The organism is Okibacterium fritillariae (assembly GCF_052783725.1).
In genome coordinates this window covers 1,108,365-1,126,839 of the sequence record NZ_CP199917.1, presented here as the reverse complement: position 1 = coordinate 1,126,839, position 18,475 = coordinate 1,108,365, and the positions used below count along the sequence as shown (strand labels likewise).

Here is an 18,475-nt window from a genome sequence, read left to right as displayed (position 1 = left end):
ATGCGAAAGACGCCGCATGCTGTTGTCTGATGATGTGTCCGATTCGACGCCGCCAGCTGTTGCGAAACGTTATCGGAGCCCCCAGGCACGGCCGACGGTGACCGACATCTACTCCTCCGATTCCGGATGGACGAGAGCACCGGGCGCTCCGCGTTTAACCCTCTCCCTCGCCGCCGAGTTGCGCGCACAGGGCGTGACCATGGTGCGCACCCGGTGGCGGTTCACGACCAAGGAGTTCACGATCGCGTCGCTGATCCCGCCGGACTAGCCCGGCAGGCGGCCGAGGCCGTCGACGACCGGGATGGCGGCGAGCAGACGCTGCGTGTAGGCATCCTGAGGGTTGGTCCACACGCGATCGACGGGCCCGCGCTCGACGATCTTGCCCGCGCTCATGACGGCGACATCGTCGGCGATCACGCGCACCACCGACAGGTCGTGGCTGATGAACAGCAGCGCCGCGCCCGTCTCGACCGCCAGCTTGCGCATGAGTTTCGCGACGCGCGCCTGCAGCGAGGCGTCGAGCGAGGCGATGGGCTCGTCGCCGATCAACAGTTCGGGCCCGGCCGCGATGGCCCGCGCGATGGCGATGCGCTGACGCTGACCACCCGAGAACTGGTGCGGATAGCGGTCGCGGCTCGAGGCATCCAGTTCGACGTGTTCGAGCAACTGCGCCACATTCCAGGCGTCACGATCGGGGTTCACGCGCAGACCGTCCTCGATCTGGCTGCCGATGGTGCGGCGGGGGTTGAGCGACGCGAACGGGTTCTGGAACACCATCTGGATGCGCATGAGCGCGGGGTCGCGTTTGCGCAGGCCGAGCTTGCCGATGCGCTGACCGTTGAAGCTGATCGAACCGGCCGACGTGGGTTCGAGACCGCAGACCGCGCGCGCCAACGTGGACTTGCCGCATCCGGATTCACCGACCAGGCCGAGCACCTGGCGGGGTTCGAGGTCGAAGCTCACCCCGTCGACGGCGTTGAGGGTGCCGCGGCCGGGCAGCTTGTAGGTGACGCGCACGTCGTCGAGCGAGAGCAGAGTCATGACAGACCGCCTTCGGTAGGTGCTGCATCCGACGCATTCGCCGCAGAAGACGTATCGGGCGAATGGGCCGCATCGGGCGCATCGGCAGCGTCGGGCAGGGCCTCGATGAGCGCTCGGGTATAGGGATGCTGCGGATCGGTGATGACCTGGAACCGTGAGCCGTGCTCGACGATCTCCCCCATGCGCATGACCGCGATCGTGTCGGCCAGCGCCGACATCACGCCGAGGTCGTGCGTGACGAGGATGATCGCGATGCCCAGTTCGTCGCACAGCGTGCGCAGCAGCCGCAGGATTCCGGCCTGAACAGTGACGTCGAGCGCCGTCGTGGGCTCGTCGGCGATCAGCACCGACGGCTCGCACATGAGCGCCGACGCGATGGCGATGCGCTGCAACTGCCCACCCGAGAACTGGTGCGGGTACTTGCGCAGCGCAGCTTCGGGGCTCGGCACGGCCACGAGACCGAGCATCTCGAGCGCCCGCTGCTTCGCGACCTTCTTCGACGCGCCGGTGTGGTGCCGATAGTGGTCGATGAGCTGCGCCTCGATCGTGAGCATGGGGTGCAGGCTCGCGGTCGGGTCTTGGAAGATCATGGCGATCTTGGCGCCGCGGTATTCGTTCATGGCGCGCTGCTTGAGCTGCGTCAATTCGACGTCCTCGAAGCGGATGCTGCCACCCACGTTCGCGCCCGCGGGCAGCAGCCCGCACACGGCGAGCCCCGTCATGGTCTTGCCCGACCCCGATTCGCCCGCGAGCCCCGTGATCTGGCCGGCCGGCACCTCGAGGTCGATGCCGCGCAGGATCTGCTTCTCGGCATCCCCCCGCCCGAAGCTGAGGGTCAGTCCTTGAATGGTGATTCCGGATGCGCTCACAGCGCCCTCCCCTGAACGGCTTCCTGCGAGCGCGGGTCGAGCGCGTCCCGCAACGCGTCGCCCAAGAAGTTGAAGGCGAGCACGACGGTGAGAATGGCGAGGCCCGGGAAAGCGGCGATCCACCACGAGGAGAAGTTCTGCACGCCATCCGACACCATGGCGCCCCAGTCGGGCGTGGGCGGCACGGCGCCGAGCCCCAGGAAGGAGAGGCCGGAGAGCAGCAGGATCGCCGTGCCCACGTCGAGCGTGGCGAGAACGACCACGGGTGACACGACGTTCGGCAGGATGTCCTTGCTGAGCGACGTGAACGGGCCGTTGCCCAGCAGGCGCCCGGCCACCACGTATTCGGCGTTGCGCGCACCCAGCACGAGTGAGCGCGTGACGCGGGCATAGGCCGGCCACGACACGATGAGCATGGCTATGACGGCATTGGTCAGGCTGGGCCCGAGCGATGCGGCGATGACCATGGCCAGGATGATGGTCGGGAACGCGAACACCAGGTCGGCGATGCGCATGATGGTCTCGTCGAGCGCCTTGCCGAAGTAGCCGGCGATGGCGCCCAAGACCGAGCCGATGAGCATGGCGAAGATCACGAGCATGAGGGCGAGCGGGATCGACACCTGCGCGCCGCTGATGACGCGCGACAGGACGTCGCGCCCCACCTGGTCGGTGCCGAACCAGTGCGCGGCGCTCGGTGCCTGTAGCCGGTCGAAGTCCTGCGCCAGGGGGTCGAACGGGCGGATGAGGGGTGCGAACACGGCGACCAGCAGCCAGAAGGCCACGATGACGCCGCCCGTGATGGCGAGCGGCGTGCGCAGCTGCTTCGAGATGCGCAGACGCGAGCGGCGCTTGGTCTGAACGGCCAGGACGTCGGTCATGCCACCCTCACTCTCGGGTCGATGAAGCCGTAGAGCACGTCGACCAGGAAGTTGAGGCCGATGTAGACGAAGCCCACGACGAGGCCCACGCCCATGATGGCGGGAAGGTCGAGCTTGGTGGCGGCCGAGTAGGCGTACTCGCCGAGGCCGTGCCACGAGTAGACCTTCTCGACGAGCACGGTGCCCGACAGCAGCGAGCCGAAGGCGACACCCAGCACCGTGATGATGGGCACGAGGGCGCCGCGCAGCACATAGCGCGTGACGACGACGCGGCCGGGCAGCCCCTTGGCGCGGGCGGCGCGCACGAAGTCGAGGTCGAGCACCTCGAGGATGGCCGAGCGGGCGAACCGCGTGAGCAGGCCGATCGTGTACAGCGCCAGAACCGAGGCGGGCAGGATGAGGTGAGCCACGGCATCCAGGAACGTGTCGACCTGCCCGGCGAGCAACGAATCGACCGTGAACAGCCCCGTCACCGTGGGCGGCGGGATGGCCGCGGGCGACAGGCGGCCCGAACCCGGGAACCAGTGCAGCTGCGAGAAGAAGACGAAGTAGACCACGAGCGCGAGCCAGAACGACGGCACCGAGATGCCGATGAGGCTCACGACGCGGATCATCTGGTCGGTGATGGTGCGACGCTTCAGGGCCGCCCACATGCCGAGGCCCACGCCGATGACGATCGAGATGACGATGGCGGTGAGCGCGAGTTCGGCGGTGGCGGGGAAAGCGCGGCCGAGTTCATCCGCAACGGCACCGCGCGTCTGCTGCGACGTGCCGAGGTCGCCGTGCAGCAGGTTGGTGACATACGTCACGTATTGCACGGGCAGGGGCTTGTCGAGGCCGGCGTTCTCGCGAAACTGCGCGACGATCGCCGGGTCGGCCGCGGCCTGCTCGCCGAGCGCCGCCTGGACGGGGTCGGCGGGGACGAGGTTCGTGAGCGTGAACGTGACGAGCGTGACCCCGAACATCAGCAGGACCGTGAGGCCCAGGCGGATGCCGAGGTAGCGCGCGAGCGGGTGCAGACCCGCTCGCGCGCTCTTCGTCGGTGCGGTTTTACTGGATTCCGGCAAGATCGACGGTCCAGGTGGGGTTGAGCGGCACCGTCTTGATCGAGGTCGCCGTGACCACGTTCTGGGCGGGCTGCAGCAGCGGGATGAACGGGCCGGACGCGTTCTGGGCCTTCTGCAGGTCCTGGTACGCGGTGGCGCGGGCGTCGGTGTCGGTCGCGGCGATCGCGGCGGCGGCCAGGTCGCTCACGGTCGGGTCGGCACCGGCAGCCCAGCCGGCACGCAGGCCGACGAGTTCACCGGGCGTGAAAGCCAGGTAGTTCGACGGGTCCGGGAAGTCCGGGCCCCAGTACCAGAGGCCGACGGTCTCCTTGCCGTCGCGGTAGGAGTCGAGCTCCGTGGCGACGGGTGCGGGTGCGAGCGTGACGGTGATGCCGACGCTCTTCAGCTGCGCCTGCACCGATTCGGCGATGCTCTGCAGCGACAGGCCCTGCACCGTGATGTCGTTCGGGAAGTTCAGCGTGACGGCCTCGCCGGCGTAACCGGATTCGGCCAGAGCAGCCTTGGCGGCATCGGCGTCGAACTGGTTGCCGTCCTTCGCGTCGAGCGCACCGTTGAAGATCGAGGGGATGAATCCGCCGGGGCGCACCGAACCCTCGCCCGAGAGGTCGACGATCTTGTCGTAGTCGATGCCGAGCTTGACGGCCTCGAGGAACTTGGGGTTGCTCGTGATCTTCGAGACGGACGGGTCCTGGTTCAGCAGCAGGAAGATCATGTAGCGCGAGGGGTTCGCGATGATCGAGACCTTCGAGTCGTCGAGCTCGGCCACCTGGTCGGGGTTCAGGTCGAGGGCGACCTGCGAGTCACCGGCCTCGACGTTGAGCTTCTGCGTGGGGCCCTGCACGTTGCGCAGAACGACGCGCTCGTAGGCCGGCTTCGTTCCGGTGTATTCGGGGTTCGCCGTGAAGACCACCTGCGAGGCGGCGTCGAAGGACTCCAGCTTGTAGGGGCCCGAACCGGCCGACTCCTTGTTGAGGAACGCTTCGGCGTCGTCGTCGGCCGCGGTGCTGCCGCCGTTCTTCTCCACGATCTCCTGGTTGACCACGCCGAGGGCGGGGTTCGGCAGGATGAACGGGAGCGCCGGGTTGGGCGTCGCCGACGTCAGGGTCAGCGTCGTGTCGGAAGTCTTCTCGATCGTGATGCCGTCGAGTAGGAACGAGGGGTTGCCCTTCACGCCCTGCACGCGCTGCAGCGAGAACACGGCGTCGTCGACGGTCACGTCGGTGCCGTCGGAGAACTTCTTGCCGTCCTTCATGGTCAGGGTGAGCACCGTGTTGTCGGCGTTCATCTCGTAGCTGGCGAGACCGTCGACGGGCTTCGTCACGTCGTCACCGTCGAAGGTGAGGAGCGTCTCGTAGAGCGCCTTCGCGACGATCGAGCCCGTGGTCTCGTATTCGCGGTTGGGGTCGGCGGTCTTCAGGTCGAACGACGCGTCGACGACGAGGGATTTTCCACTGGCGGCGTTATCGGTGCCGCCCGCGGAGCAGGCTGTGAGGGCGAGAGCGGCGGCGACGACGAGGCCGACCGCTGCGGTGCCGCGTCGGGTAGCGCGGCGGGAGATTGGTGACAAGGTGGTGCTCCTTATCTGGTTGGAAGGATAGGCCTGAAAGTAGTGTGTTCGCCGATCATTCGTCAATTACAGATTGCAACGTACGGAAAAAATGTCTCGAAATTCGTGCGGCGATGCCATAACCTCTCAAACACTCACCCCGAGCACCCTCCCGTCTGGACAAATGGAGAAGACGATGCAATTGGATGACACGCACGTTCGGATGCTGGAGCTGCTGCGCGAGGACGGCCGCATGTCCGTCGCGGCCCTCGCCGAACACCTGGGCATCTCGCGCTCGAACGCCTATGCCCGGTATGAGGCGTTGCTGCGCTCGGGCGTCGTGAAGGGCGTGCACGCCGAGGTGGAGCCATCCGCCGTCGGCCTCGGGGTTGCGGCCATGGTGTTCATCACGCTGCGGCAGAGCCAGTGGGCTGATTTCCGCGCGCGGTTGTCGTCGGTGCAGGAGCTCGAGTACTTCGCCGTGACGACGGGCGAGCACGACGGCATGATGCTCGTGCGGGCGCCCGATGTGGCCGCCATCCACGAGCTGGTCGCCACGCAGTTGGCGCAGTGGCCGTCGATCAAGGCGACGACGACCGTGTTCGTCATGGACGAGGAGCGGGCGCAGGTGTCGCTGCGCATGGCGCGGTCGAGCCGCACGTCGGTCGAGGATTCGGGTGAGCGGTTCGGCATGACCCGGTTCGTGCGCACGAGCGACGAGCGTGCGCAGCGGGTGCCTGAGCGGGCGCCGCGCGTGCCGGAACGCCGAGGGCGGTAGCTCGGTTCGGCTAGACCGTGACCTCGCGGCACACGCTCACGTGGAGCTGGCCGTCCGGCGTGCGGAACTCCTCGGTGAGCAACAGCGTGCCGTCGGTGTCCCGCGAGATGACGGATGTCGCGGCACCCGTCGTGGTGTTGTCGTCGTGGCCGCGGTGCACGAAGTTCACGTCGATGCGGGCGTCGCGGCGCACCCCGCAGAACCGTCCGACCGTCACGGTGTCGCCGATGTACTCCCCCCACAGCACCCCGGACTTCTCGTGATAGACGAAGCGCGTCGGTGCGCTGGCATCCACCGCGCTGGCGGTCGACGAGACCATGTCGAAAACGCGGTGGTCGAGGTCGATCGCGAGGGTGTCGGTGGTGTCGGGGAGGTTCGTTCCTGTCATGACGCTCATTGTGGAGATCGGCTCGAAGGGCTGTCAACCGCGCCGCGATCCGTCCGCCGATCGGATGGCCGGGGTCACGCGTCTGGGACGAATTTCCGAGAATCGGGCGCGGCCGCGGATGAATCGCCGATCGCGTTAGCGACGACTTGACGACTGTGCTGCCCGGATGTCTTACTGGCAGCATGTCTGCCGAACCGTTCGCGTTTCGCGATCCCCGCACCCAGCCGTTGCCCGATACCGACGCGTTCCGTTCCTACATGGCGGCGGATTGGGGGCCGGTCGATCGCCACGTCGATCTGGTCGAGGGGGCCGCGGAGTCGGCGGCGGGCCACCGCGCCGCGCTGAGCGCGCAGTTCGCGGGGCGCACGCTCGTTGTGACGTCCGGCCGGTCGGCCGTGCGGGCGAACGACACCGAGTACCCGTTCCGCGCCGACAGCGACTTCGTGTGGCTGACCGCGTGCCAGGCCGAGGGCGCCGTGCTGGTCATGACGCCGGCAGGCACCGGGCACGACGCGACGCTTTTCATTCCCGAGCCCGCCCCGCCGGGCGACGAGGTGTTCTACGGCGACGCTCTGCGCGGCGAACTGTGGATCGGGCCCGTCGCGGGTCTCGCCGACTGGTCCGCGGCGCTCGGCATCGAGGTGCGCTCGCTCGACCTGCTCGACCAGGCTCTCGACGCTCTTCCCGCCGATGCTCTCGGCGCCGGTGCGCCCGAGCCCCGAACGGCGACGCGCGTGCGGGAGTCCGGCGAGCTGCTGATGGCCCTCTCCGCCGCGAAACTCGTGAAGGACGACTGGGAGGTGGGTCAGCTGCGTGCGGCCGTCGATGCCACCGTCGAAGGCTTCCGGTCAGTCATCCGTGAACTTCCCTCCGCTCTCTCCTTCGGCGGCGAACGCTGGCTGCAGTCCACCTTCGAGCGCCACGCCCGCACCTTCGGCAACGGCGTCGGCTATTCGACCATCATCGGCAGCGGCCCGCACGCCCCCACCCTGCACTGGACGCGCTGCGACGGGCCGGTGCTCCCCGACCACGTCATCCTCATCGATGCGGGCGTCGAAGCCCGCACGCTGTACACGGCAGATGTCACGCGCTCGTTCCCCGCCGGCGGCACGTTCTCACCGGCCCAGCGCCTCGTTCACGACCACGTGGAGCGCGCCCACCGCGCCGCCATGGCCCAGGTCGCCCCGGGCAAGACGTTCCTCGATATGCGCAATACCGCCTACGAGTCCATCGCCACGTCGCTACACGAGCTCGGCATCCTCACCGTCTCGGTCGACGAGGCCATGTCCCCCGGAGGCCAGCAGCACCGCCGTTACCTGCCGAGCGGCACGGGACACCACCTGGGCCTCGACGTGCACGACTGCGCGAAGATCGGCGACGAGCGCTACCTCCATGAACCGCTGCGGCCGGGTGCCGTGCTCACGGTCGAGCCGGGCCTCTACTTCCACGCCAACGACCTCACGGTGCCGCCGGAGCTGCGCGGCATCGGCGTGCGCCTCGAGGACGACCTGCTCGTCACGGCGACCGGCCAGGACATCCTCTCGAGCGCCCTCCCCATCGACGCCTCGGGCATCGAAACCTGGATGCGCGGCTGAGCAGCGCGTGACCGTCGATCGGACGCCGGCGACACACAGAGCGAGCAACCGGGTGCTGACCCGCATGCGAGGACGGGCTTGGACTGACCCTACGGTGGTGCCCCCACAGGGACTCGAACCCTGACTGAAGCGATTTTAAGTCGCCTGCCTCTGCCGATTGGGCTATGGGGGCTGGTGTGCGAAGAGCCCGCCCGGATGCCGGGACGGGCTCTTCGACGTACTGCTGAGGTTACTTGGTCTCGGCCGGGGTGGTGGTGCCCGTCGGGACGTCGGCCGGGGTGGGGTCTTCCACCGGGGCGTCGGCCTTCTTGGCGGGAGCCTTCTTCGCCGGCGCCATCTTGGCGGGAGCCTTTACGGGCTCGGCCGAGGTGCCGGCCGTGTCGGTGCTCGACTGCGAGGGGGCCTCGGAGTCGGACGGGGCCGTGTTGGCGGCACCCGAGGCGGCGTCGGTGGACGGCGAGGACGAGTAGGAGGCCGGGATGGGCTTCTGAGCCGGCTCGGCCGGGGCCGCCGCGGCGGGCTTCGGACGCGAGGCGAACTGCTCGAACACGGCGCGCGGCGTCTGCACGGCGGAGATGCCGGCGATGTCGCGACCGAGGAAGAAGTTGCCGACCCATCCGCCGATGACGCGCAGCTTGCGCTCCCAGCTGGGCATGGCCAGACCGTGGTAGCCACGGTGTGCGAGCCAGGCGGGAACACCCTTGATGGCGATCTTGCCGGACTGGAAGACTCCCACGCCGATGCCGAGGCCCGCGACGGCGCCCAGGTTCTTGTGCGAGTACTTCTGGGGCTGTTCGCCGCGCAGGTCGGCGACGACGTTCTTCGCGAGCAGCTTGCCCTGACGGACGGCGTGCTGGGCGTTGGGCACGCAGAAACCGCCGACGCCTCCACCCGTGATGTCGGGGACGGCTGCGACGTCACCGGCGGTCCAGGCGTTCGGGATGAACTCCTCGTCGGTGCCGATGCGCAGGTCGGCGCGGGCCACGAGGCGGCCGCGCTCTTCGATCGGAAGGTCGGTGTTGCGCACGATCTGGGGGTTGGCCATGACGCCGGCGGTCCAGACGATGAGATCGGACTCGAACGACTCGCCCGTGGACAGCTCGATGGTGCCGTCGACGGCGCTCTTCAGCTGCGTGTCGAGGTGCACGTTGGCACCGCGCTCAGCGAGGTTCTTGAGCACCCAGTGGCTGGTCTTCAGCGAGACCTCGGGCATGATGCGGCCCATGGCTTCGATGAGGTGGAAGTGCGTGTCTTCGAAGTCGATCTGCGGGTAGTACTCGATGAGCGCCGACGCGAACGAACGCAGTTCGGCGAACACCTCGATACCGGCGAAGCCACCGCCGACGACGACGAACGTGAGCAGGCGGTCGCGCTCGGGGCCCGCGGGAAGCTGAGCGGCCTTGTCGAAGTTGTCGAGCACGCGGTCGCGGATGGCGACGGCCTCTTCAATGGTCTTGAGGCCGATGGCCTCGTCGGCGACACCCGGGATCGGGAAGGTGCGCGAGACGGCACCGGCCGTGACGATGACCTGGTCGTATTCGAAGTCGTAGGCCTCGCCGAGGGGCGGCTGGATGGTCGCCTTCTTCTCGGCGTGGTTCACGTAGGTGACCTTGGCCGTGATGACCTTGGTGTGGTTGAGGTGGCGTCGGTGGGACACGACCGCGTGGCGGGGCTCGATCGAGCCGGAGGCGACCTCCGGCAGGAACGGCTGGTAGGTCATGTAAGGAAGCGGGTCGACCATGGTTACTTCGGCTTCACCCTTGCGCAGGTGCTTCTCGAGCTTCCAGGCAGTGTAGAAGCCGGCGTAGCCTCCGCCGACAATCAGGATTTTGGGCACGTTGGAAAAATCTCCTACCTCGGTCAGTATGCACACAGGCTACTCCCTGTGAGCCACCCGTCTGAAATGCCGGGTGACGCCGATGGCCCCGAGCATTACGAGAGTACCAGTTCCGAGCAGGACGGCTAGCGGAATGCTCACGTACAGCAGGGTCTCGCTGGTGGGCAGGAACGGGTTCGGGCGCGCGGCAGCATCGGCGGGTGGCAGAGGCGTCGGCGTGGACGTGTCGGTCGGCACGGGCACCGAGGTGGCGGATGCGCGGCGGTGCACCGTGATCCACTCCTGCAGCTGCTCGGCGGGGCCCGCGCCCGAGAAGGCGGGGACGTCGGCGGTGACGGCGGCTCGAGCATCCACGAGGCCGTAGCCGTAGATGGGGCTCGGGATGGCGGCGCCCTGACCCGGTGCCGGGGTGGCGGTCTTGACGACGCGGTCGATCACGGCACCCGCGTCGAGGTCGGGGTACTTCGCCTTCACGAGCGCGACGATGCCGGCCACGATGGGCGAGGCCCCGGATGTTCCGGACCATCCCACGTAGCTGCCGTCGGGCGAGACACCCACGAGTTCTTCGCTGGGGGCGGCGACCGAGATGGTGATGCCCTGGCTGGAGGCGTCGAAGCTGGCGGTCTTGTCGCGTTTCACGCCGCCGACGACGAGAACCCCCGGGATGGTGGCGGGGGCGCCGACCTCTTCGGTGCCGCTCCCCCGGTTGCCGGCCGCGGCGACGACCACGACGTTGTGCTCGAAGGCGTATTTGAACGCATCGTCCCAGCTTTCGGGCCAGTCGAGCGTGTTGGTGGTGAGGGACATGTTGATCACGTCGGCGCCGTTGTCGACGGCCCAGCGGATGCCGGAGGCGATCTGGTCTTCGAACGGCACCGTCGACCCGCTCGTGCGGAAGCCGACCGACACCGACAGCAGCGTGGCGTCGGGGGCGGCCCCGAGCACGCCGTTGTCGCCGCCGGCTCCGCGCCCGGCCGCGAGCGAACCGACCCAGCTGCCGTGCTCTTTCTCGTCTTTCTGGCCGAGGGGCGTGCGTCCGTCGGGGCTGCCGACACCCGAGGCGTCGTAGCCGGCGGCGACGGCACCGTTGAATTCGGCGGGGCCGGACGAGATGCCGGTGTCGATGACGGCGATGGTGACGCCCGCGCCGCGCGTGGTGTTCCAGGCGTCGCGGATGCCGTAGTCGGAGAGCCAGTATTCGGCGTCACGGACGGCGTCGGCGTGTGCCGGCGTGACCCCGCCGAAGACCGTGGCGAGGCCGATGAGTGTGGCGATCGTTGCGGAGGCGGCTCGGGGAGCCCGCCCGCGCGATGTCTGCGTTCCGCCGGCAGCGCCCGTCCCCCGGCTGCTGCTCTTCCGTCCCCAGGTCATCGTCTACTCGCGACCGGTTGTGTCGCCGGGAGCGGCGGTGGCTGTGGCGGGAGCGGGTGCCGTTGCCGATGCGGGCACCTCGAGGGGCTCGTCGCTGACGTCGTCGCCGAGGTCGTAGACGTCGCACTGGCAGACGTGCGGGCTCCACGTGCTGCGTTCGAGCGCGAGGTCACCGATCGGGTTGATGCCGGGGCCCGCGGCGAGGGAGTGCCCGGCCAGCGCGTGCAGGCACTTCACGCGCACGGGCATGCCGCCCGCCGAGATGCCGTGGATCTCGTCGACGGCGCCGATGCTCTCGCGGTCGGCGAGGTAGGCCTCGTGTGCGGCGCGGTAACGCTGCTGCAGGTCGTCGTCGCCGGCGAGTTGCTCGTTGTATTCGTTCATCACCTGGGTGGCCTCGAGCGCCGAGATGGCGGCGGTGGCGGCCGGGTGGGTGAGGTAGTAGAAGGTGGGGAACGGCGTGCCGTCTTTCAGGCGCGGGGCCGTGGACACCACGGTGGGTGCGCCGCAGACGCAGCGCGCGGCGATACCGACGACGTCGCGCGCGGGCCGCCCGAGTTGGGCGGAGACGGTGCGGATGTCTCGCGTGCTGACCGGTCCGAAGGGCGGGGTGCTCATATGTCCATTATCGGGTCTAGGGGGTGGGTGCGGGGCTGGAGCCGCCGGTGCCGGGCGTGGTGCCCGTGCCGCCCGTGCTGCCGGGGCCGGGTGTGACGTCGGCGAGACCGGAGCTCATGACCGATCCGAGGAGCGCCTGACCCCAGTCGATGTCTGTTTCGGTGAGGGTGTCGCTGACGGGGGTGTCGGTGTCGCCGAGGAGGGCGGGGTCGACGTCGTCGATGACGATGAAGCTGATTTCGCCGGGGTTGGCGTAGAAGAGGCGGTCGCGCGCCTGGGTGGTGACGTAGGTGCTGTCGTTCCAGCGCTGGCGTTCGGCGGTGAGCTGCTCGATTTGGTCGGCGCGGTCGTCGACGGTTTGCTGCAGCGCGGCGATCTGCTGCCGTTGTTCGATGTAGGCCTTGAGGTTGGGCGCCAAGACGACGACGCCCAGCACGATGACGGCGAGCATGAGCACGGTGAATCCCGAGAAGCGGATGCCGCGCAGCCAGTTGCCGCGCTCGGTCTCGGCTTGTGCGCGGCTCTCGTCGCCGGCGCGGTCGAAACGGCTGCCCGCGCTCGGGGCCGCCGGGCGCGCTTTCGGCGCCGGCCGGTTGGTGACGGGCTTTTTCGGCACGGGCCGTCCTCCTGACGCAGAAAGCTCCGGGTGTCGCTGACGCGAAGCACCCGGAGCTTTCAGAGGTGCTTGTTACGCCTGGAAACGCGGGAAGGCGGAGCGGCCGGCGTATACGCCAGAGTCGCCCAGCTCTTCTTCGATCCTCAGCAACTGATTGTACTTCGCGACGCGCTCGGAGCGGGCAGGCGCACCGGTCTTGATCTGGCCGGCGTTGGTGGCGACGGCGAGGTCGGCGATGGTGGTGTCTTCGGTCTCTCCCGAACGGTGCGACAGGATCGCGGTGTAGGAGGAGCGCTGCGCGAGCGACACGGCGTCGAGCGTCTCGGTGAGCGTGCCGATCTGGTTGACCTTGACGAGCAGCGAGTTGGCTGCACCACGGCGGATGCCGTCGGCCAGACGCGTCGGGTTGGTGACGAACAGGTCGTCGCCGACGATCTGCACCTTCTTGCCCAGTTCGGGCGTGAGGTGGGCGTAGCCTTCCCAGTCGTCTTCGGCCAGCGGGTCTTCGATGGTGACCAGCGGGTAGTTGGCGACGAGCTCGGCGTAGTAGGAGGTCATCTCCTGGCTCGAGAGCTGCTTGCCCTCGAACTGGTACGCACCGTTCTTGTAGAACTCGCTCGAGGCCACGTCGAGGCCGAGGGCGATGTCGGTGCCGGGCGTGAAGCCGGCCTTCTGGATGGCTTCGACGATGAGGTCGAGCGCGGCGCGGTTGTTGGCGAGGTCGGGCGCAAAGCCACCCTCGTCGCCGAGGCCGGTTGCGAAGCCCTGGGCCTTGAGCAGGCTCTTGAGGGAGTGGTAGGTCTCGACGCCCCAACGGACGGCTTCGGAGAACGACTCTGCGCCGATGGGCAGAACCATGAACTCCTGGATGTCGACGCCGGTGTCGGCGTGCGCGCCACCGTTGATGATGTTCATGAGGGGAACGGGCAGCACGTGCGCGTTCGGGCCACCGACGTAGCGGTAGAGCGGGAGGTCGGCCGAGTCGGCCGCGGCCTTGGCCACCGCGAGGCTCACGCCGAGGATGGCGTTGGCGCCCAGGCGGCTCTTGTTCTCGGTGCCGTCGAGCTCGATCATGGTCTGGTCGACGAGGCGCTGGTCGTCGGCCTCGAGTTCTTCGACCGCCGGGGCGATCTCGTCGAGGACGGCGTCGACGGCCTTGAGCACACCCTTGCCCTGGTAACGGTCGTTGTCGCCGTCGCGCAGCTCGTAGGCTTCGAATGCGCCGGTGGAGGCGCCGGAGGGGACGGCAGCGCGGCTGACCGTGCCGTCATCGAGCAGAACCTCGACCTCGACGGTCGGGTTGCCACGGGAGTCCAGGATTTCGCGAGCGCCTACTGCCTCGATGAGTGCCACTTGATGTGCTCCTTGCTGGGAAAGTGTTCGTTTCGTGGGCCGCGAAGGCCCGGGGCCAGTCTAGCGACACGGTGTGTGAGGGCATCCGTGTGTGTCGACCTGTTGATGAATGTTCAGCTGGATGACCTGTGCAGAACGATCTGCCGGGCCGCCTCGGGTGTCAACCGAGGGGCTTGAACTCGAGCTGGTCGGCCGAGGACGTCTCGCGACCGACGAACGCGAATGCCCCGAAACCGGCGGCTTCGACGCGATCGAGGGTGGCCTTGAGGTTCTTGGTGCGGCGTTCGAGGCGCACGCGCTTGCCCGCCGCCACGAGCTCGGTCTTGAGCAGAGCCAGCTGCGCGGGCTGAGCGTCGGCGTCGTGCACCAGCACCACCTGGTCGGCAGCACCCGATGCGTCGGCTTCGATGAGGTCGACGATGCGCTCGAAGCCGATGGAGAAGCCCGCGGCCGGCACGTCTTGGCCGAGGAAGCGGCCGATCATGCCGTCATAGCGACCGCCGCCGCCGAGCGAGTAGCCGAAATCGGGGTGCTCGATCTCGAAGATCGTGCCCGTGTAGTAGCCCATGCCGCGCACGAGGAACGGATCGAAGACGAGGACCGCCGCCGGGTCGGCCTGCTGCACGGCCGCACCGATGTCTGCGAGCGACTGCAGCGCCTCGGGCGCGACACCCGCGGGCACCTCGCGCTGGATCGACTCGAGCCCGAAGGGGTGGATGGTGTCGTCGACACCCTCACCGACCCGCGCCGTGAGGTAGGCGCCGAACGCCTGCACGGCATCGGTCGACGAGCTGCGCTCGCCCAACTCGGCGACGACACCCTCTGCGCCGATCTTGTCGAGCTTGTCGATGGTGATGAGCACCTGGGCGTGCTCGCCGGCCGCGAACCCGAACGACTCGAGAAGGCCGAGCAGCACGCGACGGTCGTTGATGCGCACACGCGTGCCCGAGAGCCCGAGCGTGCGCAAAGCGGCGGCCGTGGCCGTGATGAGCTCGACCTCGGCCAACGGCCCGGCCTCGCCGATGATGTCGATGTCGCACTGCACGAACTGGCGGTAACGCCCCTTCTGCGGGCGCTCGGCGCGCCAGACCGGCGCGATCTGAATCGACCGGAAGACGGGCGGCAACTCGGCGCGGTGAGTGGCGTAGAAGCGGGCAAGGGGAACCGTGAGGTCGAACCGCAGCCCGAGGTCGGTGAGCCCCGACTGATCGCCGGAATCGGCCGCGTGGGCCAGCGCCGTGGCGTCGAGCCCGCGCTTTAGCACCGAGAAGGCGAGCTTCTCGTTGTCCCCACCCAGACCCGAATGCAGCCGCTCGAAGTCCTCGACGACGGGGGTCTCGATCTCGTCGAAACCGTGGGCCGAATAGACCGAGCGGATCACGCCGAGCGCGTGCTCACGACGCGCCTTCTCGGCGGGGAGGAAATCGCGCATGCCGCGCGGCGGGTTCACGGATGTTGCCATGCACACGATTCTTCCACGGGGCGCGTGTGGCCCCCGCATCCACCCGCCCGCTGTGGAGAAGAACGGGGTTCGCCGCCTGTGGAGAGCCGTCACGACCCTGACACACGCAGCGACTATGCTCGGCCTGACCGATGACGGCAGGGGGAAGAGTGAGCATCGAAGTCGATACCGGGCGTGGCCCGACATCCGACGACACGTCACCGCACGGGGGCATCATCGTGAGAGACGTGAAGCGATCGTTCGGCGCCGTGCACGCCGTTCGCGACGCATCGTTCGAGGCCCACCCCGGCTCGGTGACCGCGCTCATCGGACCCAACGGCTCGGGCAAGACGACCCTCATGCTCATGCTCGCGAGCCTGCTCGCACCCCAGCAGGGCAGCATCCGCGTGGCCGGTTTCGACCCGGTGGCGCAACCCCGCGAGGTGCGGCGGCGACTCGGGTGGATGCCTGACGCGCTCGGCTCCTGGGGCGCCCTCACCGTGCGCCAGGCGTTGACCACGACGGCCGCGCTCTATGGCATGCCGCGGGACGAAGCTTCCAGCCGGGCCGACGAGCTACTGCACATCGTCGACCTGGTTCCGCTGGCGAGCCAAGCCAGCCGCGCCCTCTCGCGCGGGCAGAAGCAGCGGTTGTCACTCGCGCGCGCCATCGTGCACGACCCCTCGGTGCTCGTGCTCGACGAGCCGGCCTCCGGTCTCGATCCGGGAGCCCGGGCCTCGCTGCGCGAACTCGTGCGCCAGTTCGCGGGGCAGGGCAAGACCGTGCTGGTGTCGTCGCACGTGCTCGCCGAACTCGACGAGATGGCCGACGCCGCCGTCTACATCGAGCAGGGCGCCACCGTCAGCGCCGAGCGCGTTGCCCGCGCCCGATCCGGCCTGCGCGATTGGCGCATTCGCGCGACCTCGGCGGGCACGCCACTCGGGCACGCGCTGCTCGCACTCGGGCTGCCGGCATCCCATATCTCGGCCGACAACCTCGGCACGCTCGTGAAAGTCGGCGGCGACGAACAGGCCGCGCGCCTGCTCACCGACCTGGTGGGCCGCGGCGTCTCGATCAGCGCCTTCGCCCCCGCCGTGGGCGAACTCGAACACACCTTCCTCGATATCACCGACCGCGGAGGCCGACGATGACCGCCACCGAACCGCAGCCCGGCCGCTTCGTGCCGCACACTCCCCCGCCCAGCGGCGATGCGCCGCGCGCCCGCGGCCTGAGCTGGTTCGGCGGCGTCGGCGTCATCATCGGCCTCGAATTGCGTCAGCGCGTGCGCGGCGTCTCGTTCTATGTGCTGCTCGGCCTCTTCGTCGTTCTCATGCTGCTCGTCAGCGTGCCGCTCGGCATCCTGACCGGCAGCGGTGATTCGTTCGGCGGCGGTGGCGGCTCCTACTACTCCGTCATCATCTACTTCGTGCTGTTGCTCGGCACGCTCATCGTGCCCGCGCTCTCGGGTAACGCCGTCAACGGCGATCGGGATGCCGGAACCCTCGCCACCACGCAGGTGACTCTTGTCGGCGCGGGCCAGATCGTCGTCGGCAAATTCGTGGCGGCCTGGATAACCGCCCTCGCCTTCCTCGTGGTCTCGGTGCCGTTCCTCCTGATCGCATTCGTCACGGGCGACCTGTCCGCGCGCACGATCGTCGTCTCGCTCGCGGTGCTCGCCCTCGAGCTCGCCGTGGTCGCCGCCATCGGTGTCGGGCTGTCGGCCGTTCTGACGCGGCCGCTGTTCTCGGTCACGGTGACCTATCTCGTCATCGCCGCGCTCTCGGTGGGCACCCTCATCGCTTTCGCGCTCGGTGGCGTGTCCACCCAGAGCGTGCAGAAGCAGACCTACTACTCGCTCGACTACAGCGACGAAAACCTCGACCCCGACACCGGCGACATCATCAACACCGTCTGTCTCCCGCCCGAGGTGTCTGAGATCGACGTGCCGAGATTCGACCGCTATTGGGCCATCCTCGCCGCGAACCCCTACATCGTCTTGGCCGATGCCGCGGCCGGCGACTTCGACGGCAACGGTCAGCCCCGCGATCTCTTCTCGGGTCTCGCGATCGGCGTCCGTTCGGCCCAGATCGCGCCCGAGAGTGAGGTCGTGACGAACGATTGCACGCGGGCCAGCGGCGAGTTCTACGAGAACGGGCCTACGCCGGAACAGACCTTCAACTCGACCGTGCCGTCCTGGTTCGTCGGCCTGGCGCTGCACGTGCTGCTCGGCGGTGGCCTCCTACTGTGGGGCATCGCGCGCACCCGCACGCCCGCGCACCGACTGCCGCGCGGAAGCCGGATCGCCTAGCGGGCTTCGTTCGACCGCACGTCTTCCTCGAGTTCGCGGATCGCGAGGCGCAAGGCACGTTCGGCGTCCAGGCCGTTTCGGTGAGCCTGGTCGACCTGACGGAGGAGCTGACGCCCGAGCACGAGCTCAGCATCCTCGCCAGAGGCAGCGGACCCGGCGGACTCGACGGATTCGGCGGACTCGGCGGGCTCGGCAGGCTCGGCAGGCTCAGCGGACTCAGCCTCGAACGAACCCGAGCGCGGCTCGACCCCCACCTTGGCCGCCCGCGACAGCACCTTGTCGGCGAGGGCGAGCGCCGGCATCCCCCGCGGAATGCCGTCGAGCACACTCGTGCGCGTGGACTTCTCGGCGGCCTTCGCCCGGAACCACAGCGTCATCACTTCTTCGGGCGTCGTGGCAACCTCGTCGCCGAACACATGCGGATGCCGCGGCACCATCTTGTCGAGCACGGCCTGCGCCACGTCGTCCAGGTCGAACGGTTCGGTGCCCGCGCGCGAGGCGATCTCGGCGTGGAACAGCACTTGCCACAACACGTCCCCCAGCTCTTCGACGAGCTCTGCTCGCGTGCCGGTCTCGATCGCCTCGACGAGTTCGTAGCTCTCCTCGATGAGGTACGGCACGAGCGCGTCGTGGTCGATGGCCTGCGTCCACACACAGCGGTCGCGAATCTGTGCCATGGCGTCGACGAGACGCTCCATCGGGGTGTTGCCGGCGGGCTGAGATGCCATGGTTCTCCTCGGATCGGGATGACGGGGCGCTCCGGCATCCA

Annotated in this window: 18 protein-coding genes and 1 tRNA gene; 5 read left to right on the top strand and 14 right to left on the bottom strand. The window is 68.5% G+C overall.

The window, feature by feature from the left end:
• Positions 1-97 precede the first annotated feature (97 nt).
• Positions 98-268, top strand: coding sequence for a hypothetical protein (locus ACUWEX_RS05335; protein WP_445997339.1), 171 nt, complete (start codon positions 98-100; stop codon positions 266-268).
• Here the strand turns inward: ACUWEX_RS05335 and ACUWEX_RS05330 are convergent.
• The 5 genes from ACUWEX_RS05330 to ACUWEX_RS05310 are packed head-to-tail and all read right to left on the bottom strand — an operon-like array spanning position 265 to position 5,422.
• Entirely contained in the window at positions 265-1,041 is a 777-nt protein-coding gene (locus ACUWEX_RS05330; protein WP_079727170.1) for an ABC transporter ATP-binding protein, read from the bottom strand. The genes ACUWEX_RS05335 and ACUWEX_RS05330 overlap by 4 nt on opposite strands.
• Entirely contained in the window at positions 1,038-1,910 is an 873-nt protein-coding gene (locus tag ACUWEX_RS05325; RefSeq protein WP_445997338.1) for an ABC transporter ATP-binding protein, read from the bottom strand. Before ACUWEX_RS05325 ends, ACUWEX_RS05330 begins: the two co-directional genes overlap by 4 nt.
• On the bottom strand, positions 1,907-2,788 hold the full coding sequence (locus ACUWEX_RS05320) for an ABC transporter permease (RefSeq protein ID WP_077053622.1): 882 nt from the start codon (positions 2,786-2,788) through the stop codon (positions 1,907-1,909). Before ACUWEX_RS05320 ends, ACUWEX_RS05325 begins: the two co-directional genes overlap by 4 nt.
• A complete protein-coding gene (locus ACUWEX_RS05315; protein ID WP_445997337.1) occupies positions 2,785-3,855 on the bottom strand; it encodes an ABC transporter permease in 1,071 nt (356 codons plus the stop codon). Before ACUWEX_RS05315 ends, ACUWEX_RS05320 begins: the two co-directional genes overlap by 4 nt.
• Positions 3,839-5,422, bottom strand: coding sequence for an ABC transporter substrate-binding protein (locus tag ACUWEX_RS05310; RefSeq protein ID WP_445997336.1), 1,584 nt, complete (start codon positions 5,420-5,422; stop codon positions 3,839-3,841). The genes ACUWEX_RS05315 and ACUWEX_RS05310 overlap by 17 nt, the downstream gene beginning before the upstream one ends.
• Before the next feature lie 175 nt (positions 5,423-5,597).
• On the opposite strand from ACUWEX_RS05310, the gene ACUWEX_RS05305 reads away from it, so the two are divergent.
• Positions 5,598-6,179 (top strand): Lrp/AsnC family transcriptional regulator, encoded by a 582-nt coding sequence (locus ACUWEX_RS05305; RefSeq protein WP_445997335.1) that lies wholly within the window; start codon positions 5,598-5,600, stop codon positions 6,177-6,179.
• Between the two features lie 10 nt (positions 6,180-6,189).
• Here the strand turns inward: ACUWEX_RS05305 and ACUWEX_RS05300 are convergent, their stop codons facing one another.
• Entirely contained in the window at positions 6,190-6,567 is a 378-nt protein-coding gene (locus tag ACUWEX_RS05300; protein ID WP_079727165.1) for a hypothetical protein, read from the bottom strand.
• Positions 6,568-6,749: 182 nt separating this feature from the next.
• Between ACUWEX_RS05300 and ACUWEX_RS05295 the strand changes: the two genes are divergently transcribed.
• Complete coding sequence (locus tag ACUWEX_RS05295) at positions 6,750-8,162, top strand: aminopeptidase P family protein (protein ID WP_445997334.1); 1,413 nt, start codon at positions 6,750-6,752, stop codon at positions 8,160-8,162.
• Between the two features lie 95 nt (positions 8,163-8,257).
• Here the strand turns inward: ACUWEX_RS05295 and ACUWEX_RS05290 are convergent.
• From ACUWEX_RS05290 to hisS, 7 genes are all read right to left on the bottom strand, one after another.
• A tRNA-Leu gene (locus tag ACUWEX_RS05290) sits at positions 8,258-8,334 on the bottom strand.
• A 57-nt stretch (positions 8,335-8,391) separates the two neighbouring features.
• On the bottom strand, positions 8,392-9,999 hold the full coding sequence (locus ACUWEX_RS05285; protein WP_445997333.1) for an NAD(P)/FAD-dependent oxidoreductase: 1,608 nt from the start codon (positions 9,997-9,999) through the stop codon (positions 8,392-8,394).
• 39 nt (positions 10,000-10,038) lie between these two features.
• On the bottom strand, positions 10,039-11,370 hold the full coding sequence (locus ACUWEX_RS05280) for a S8 family serine peptidase (RefSeq protein ID WP_445997332.1): 1,332 nt from the start codon (positions 11,368-11,370) through the stop codon (positions 10,039-10,041).
• Positions 11,371-11,373: 3 nt separating this feature from the next.
• Positions 11,374-11,988, bottom strand: a complete 615-nt coding sequence (locus tag ACUWEX_RS05275; protein ID WP_445997331.1) for a DUF501 domain-containing protein — start codon at positions 11,986-11,988, stop codon at positions 11,374-11,376.
• Positions 11,989-12,004: 16 nt separating this feature from the next.
• The gene (locus ACUWEX_RS05270) at positions 12,005-12,604 is read right to left on the bottom strand and encodes an FtsB family cell division protein (RefSeq protein ID WP_143785331.1); all 600 of its coding nucleotides are present in this window, start codon (positions 12,602-12,604) and stop codon (positions 12,005-12,007) included.
• A 72-nt stretch (positions 12,605-12,676) separates the two neighbouring features.
• A complete protein-coding gene (gene eno / locus ACUWEX_RS05265) occupies positions 12,677-13,957 on the bottom strand; it encodes a phosphopyruvate hydratase (RefSeq protein WP_079727160.1) in 1,281 nt (426 codons plus the stop codon).
• A gap of 160 nt (positions 13,958-14,117) precedes the next feature.
• Positions 14,118-15,419, bottom strand: a complete 1,302-nt coding sequence (gene hisS, locus ACUWEX_RS05260; RefSeq protein WP_079727159.1) for a histidine--tRNA ligase — start codon at positions 15,417-15,419, stop codon at positions 14,118-14,120.
• Between the two features lie 149 nt (positions 15,420-15,568).
• Between hisS and ACUWEX_RS05255 the strand changes: the two genes are divergently transcribed.
• Both ACUWEX_RS05255 and ACUWEX_RS05250 read left to right on the top strand, forming a co-directional pair.
• On the top strand, positions 15,569-16,549 hold the full coding sequence (locus ACUWEX_RS05255; protein ID WP_445997330.1) for an ABC transporter ATP-binding protein: 981 nt from the start codon (positions 15,569-15,571) through the stop codon (positions 16,547-16,549).
• Positions 16,546-17,706 carry an ABC transporter permease gene (locus ACUWEX_RS05250; protein WP_445997329.1) on the top strand — a complete coding sequence of 387 codons (1,161 nt, stop codon included), beginning with the start codon at positions 16,546-16,548 and terminating at the stop codon, positions 17,704-17,706. Before ACUWEX_RS05255 ends, ACUWEX_RS05250 begins: the two co-directional genes overlap by 4 nt.
• Here the strand turns inward: ACUWEX_RS05250 and ACUWEX_RS05245 are convergent.
• Positions 17,703-18,434 (bottom strand): MazG family protein, encoded by a 732-nt coding sequence (locus ACUWEX_RS05245; protein ID WP_445997328.1) that lies wholly within the window; start codon positions 18,432-18,434, stop codon positions 17,703-17,705. The two genes, ACUWEX_RS05250 and ACUWEX_RS05245, sit on opposite strands and share 4 nt — an antisense overlap.
• Between the last annotated feature and the right edge of the window lie 41 nt (positions 18,435-18,475).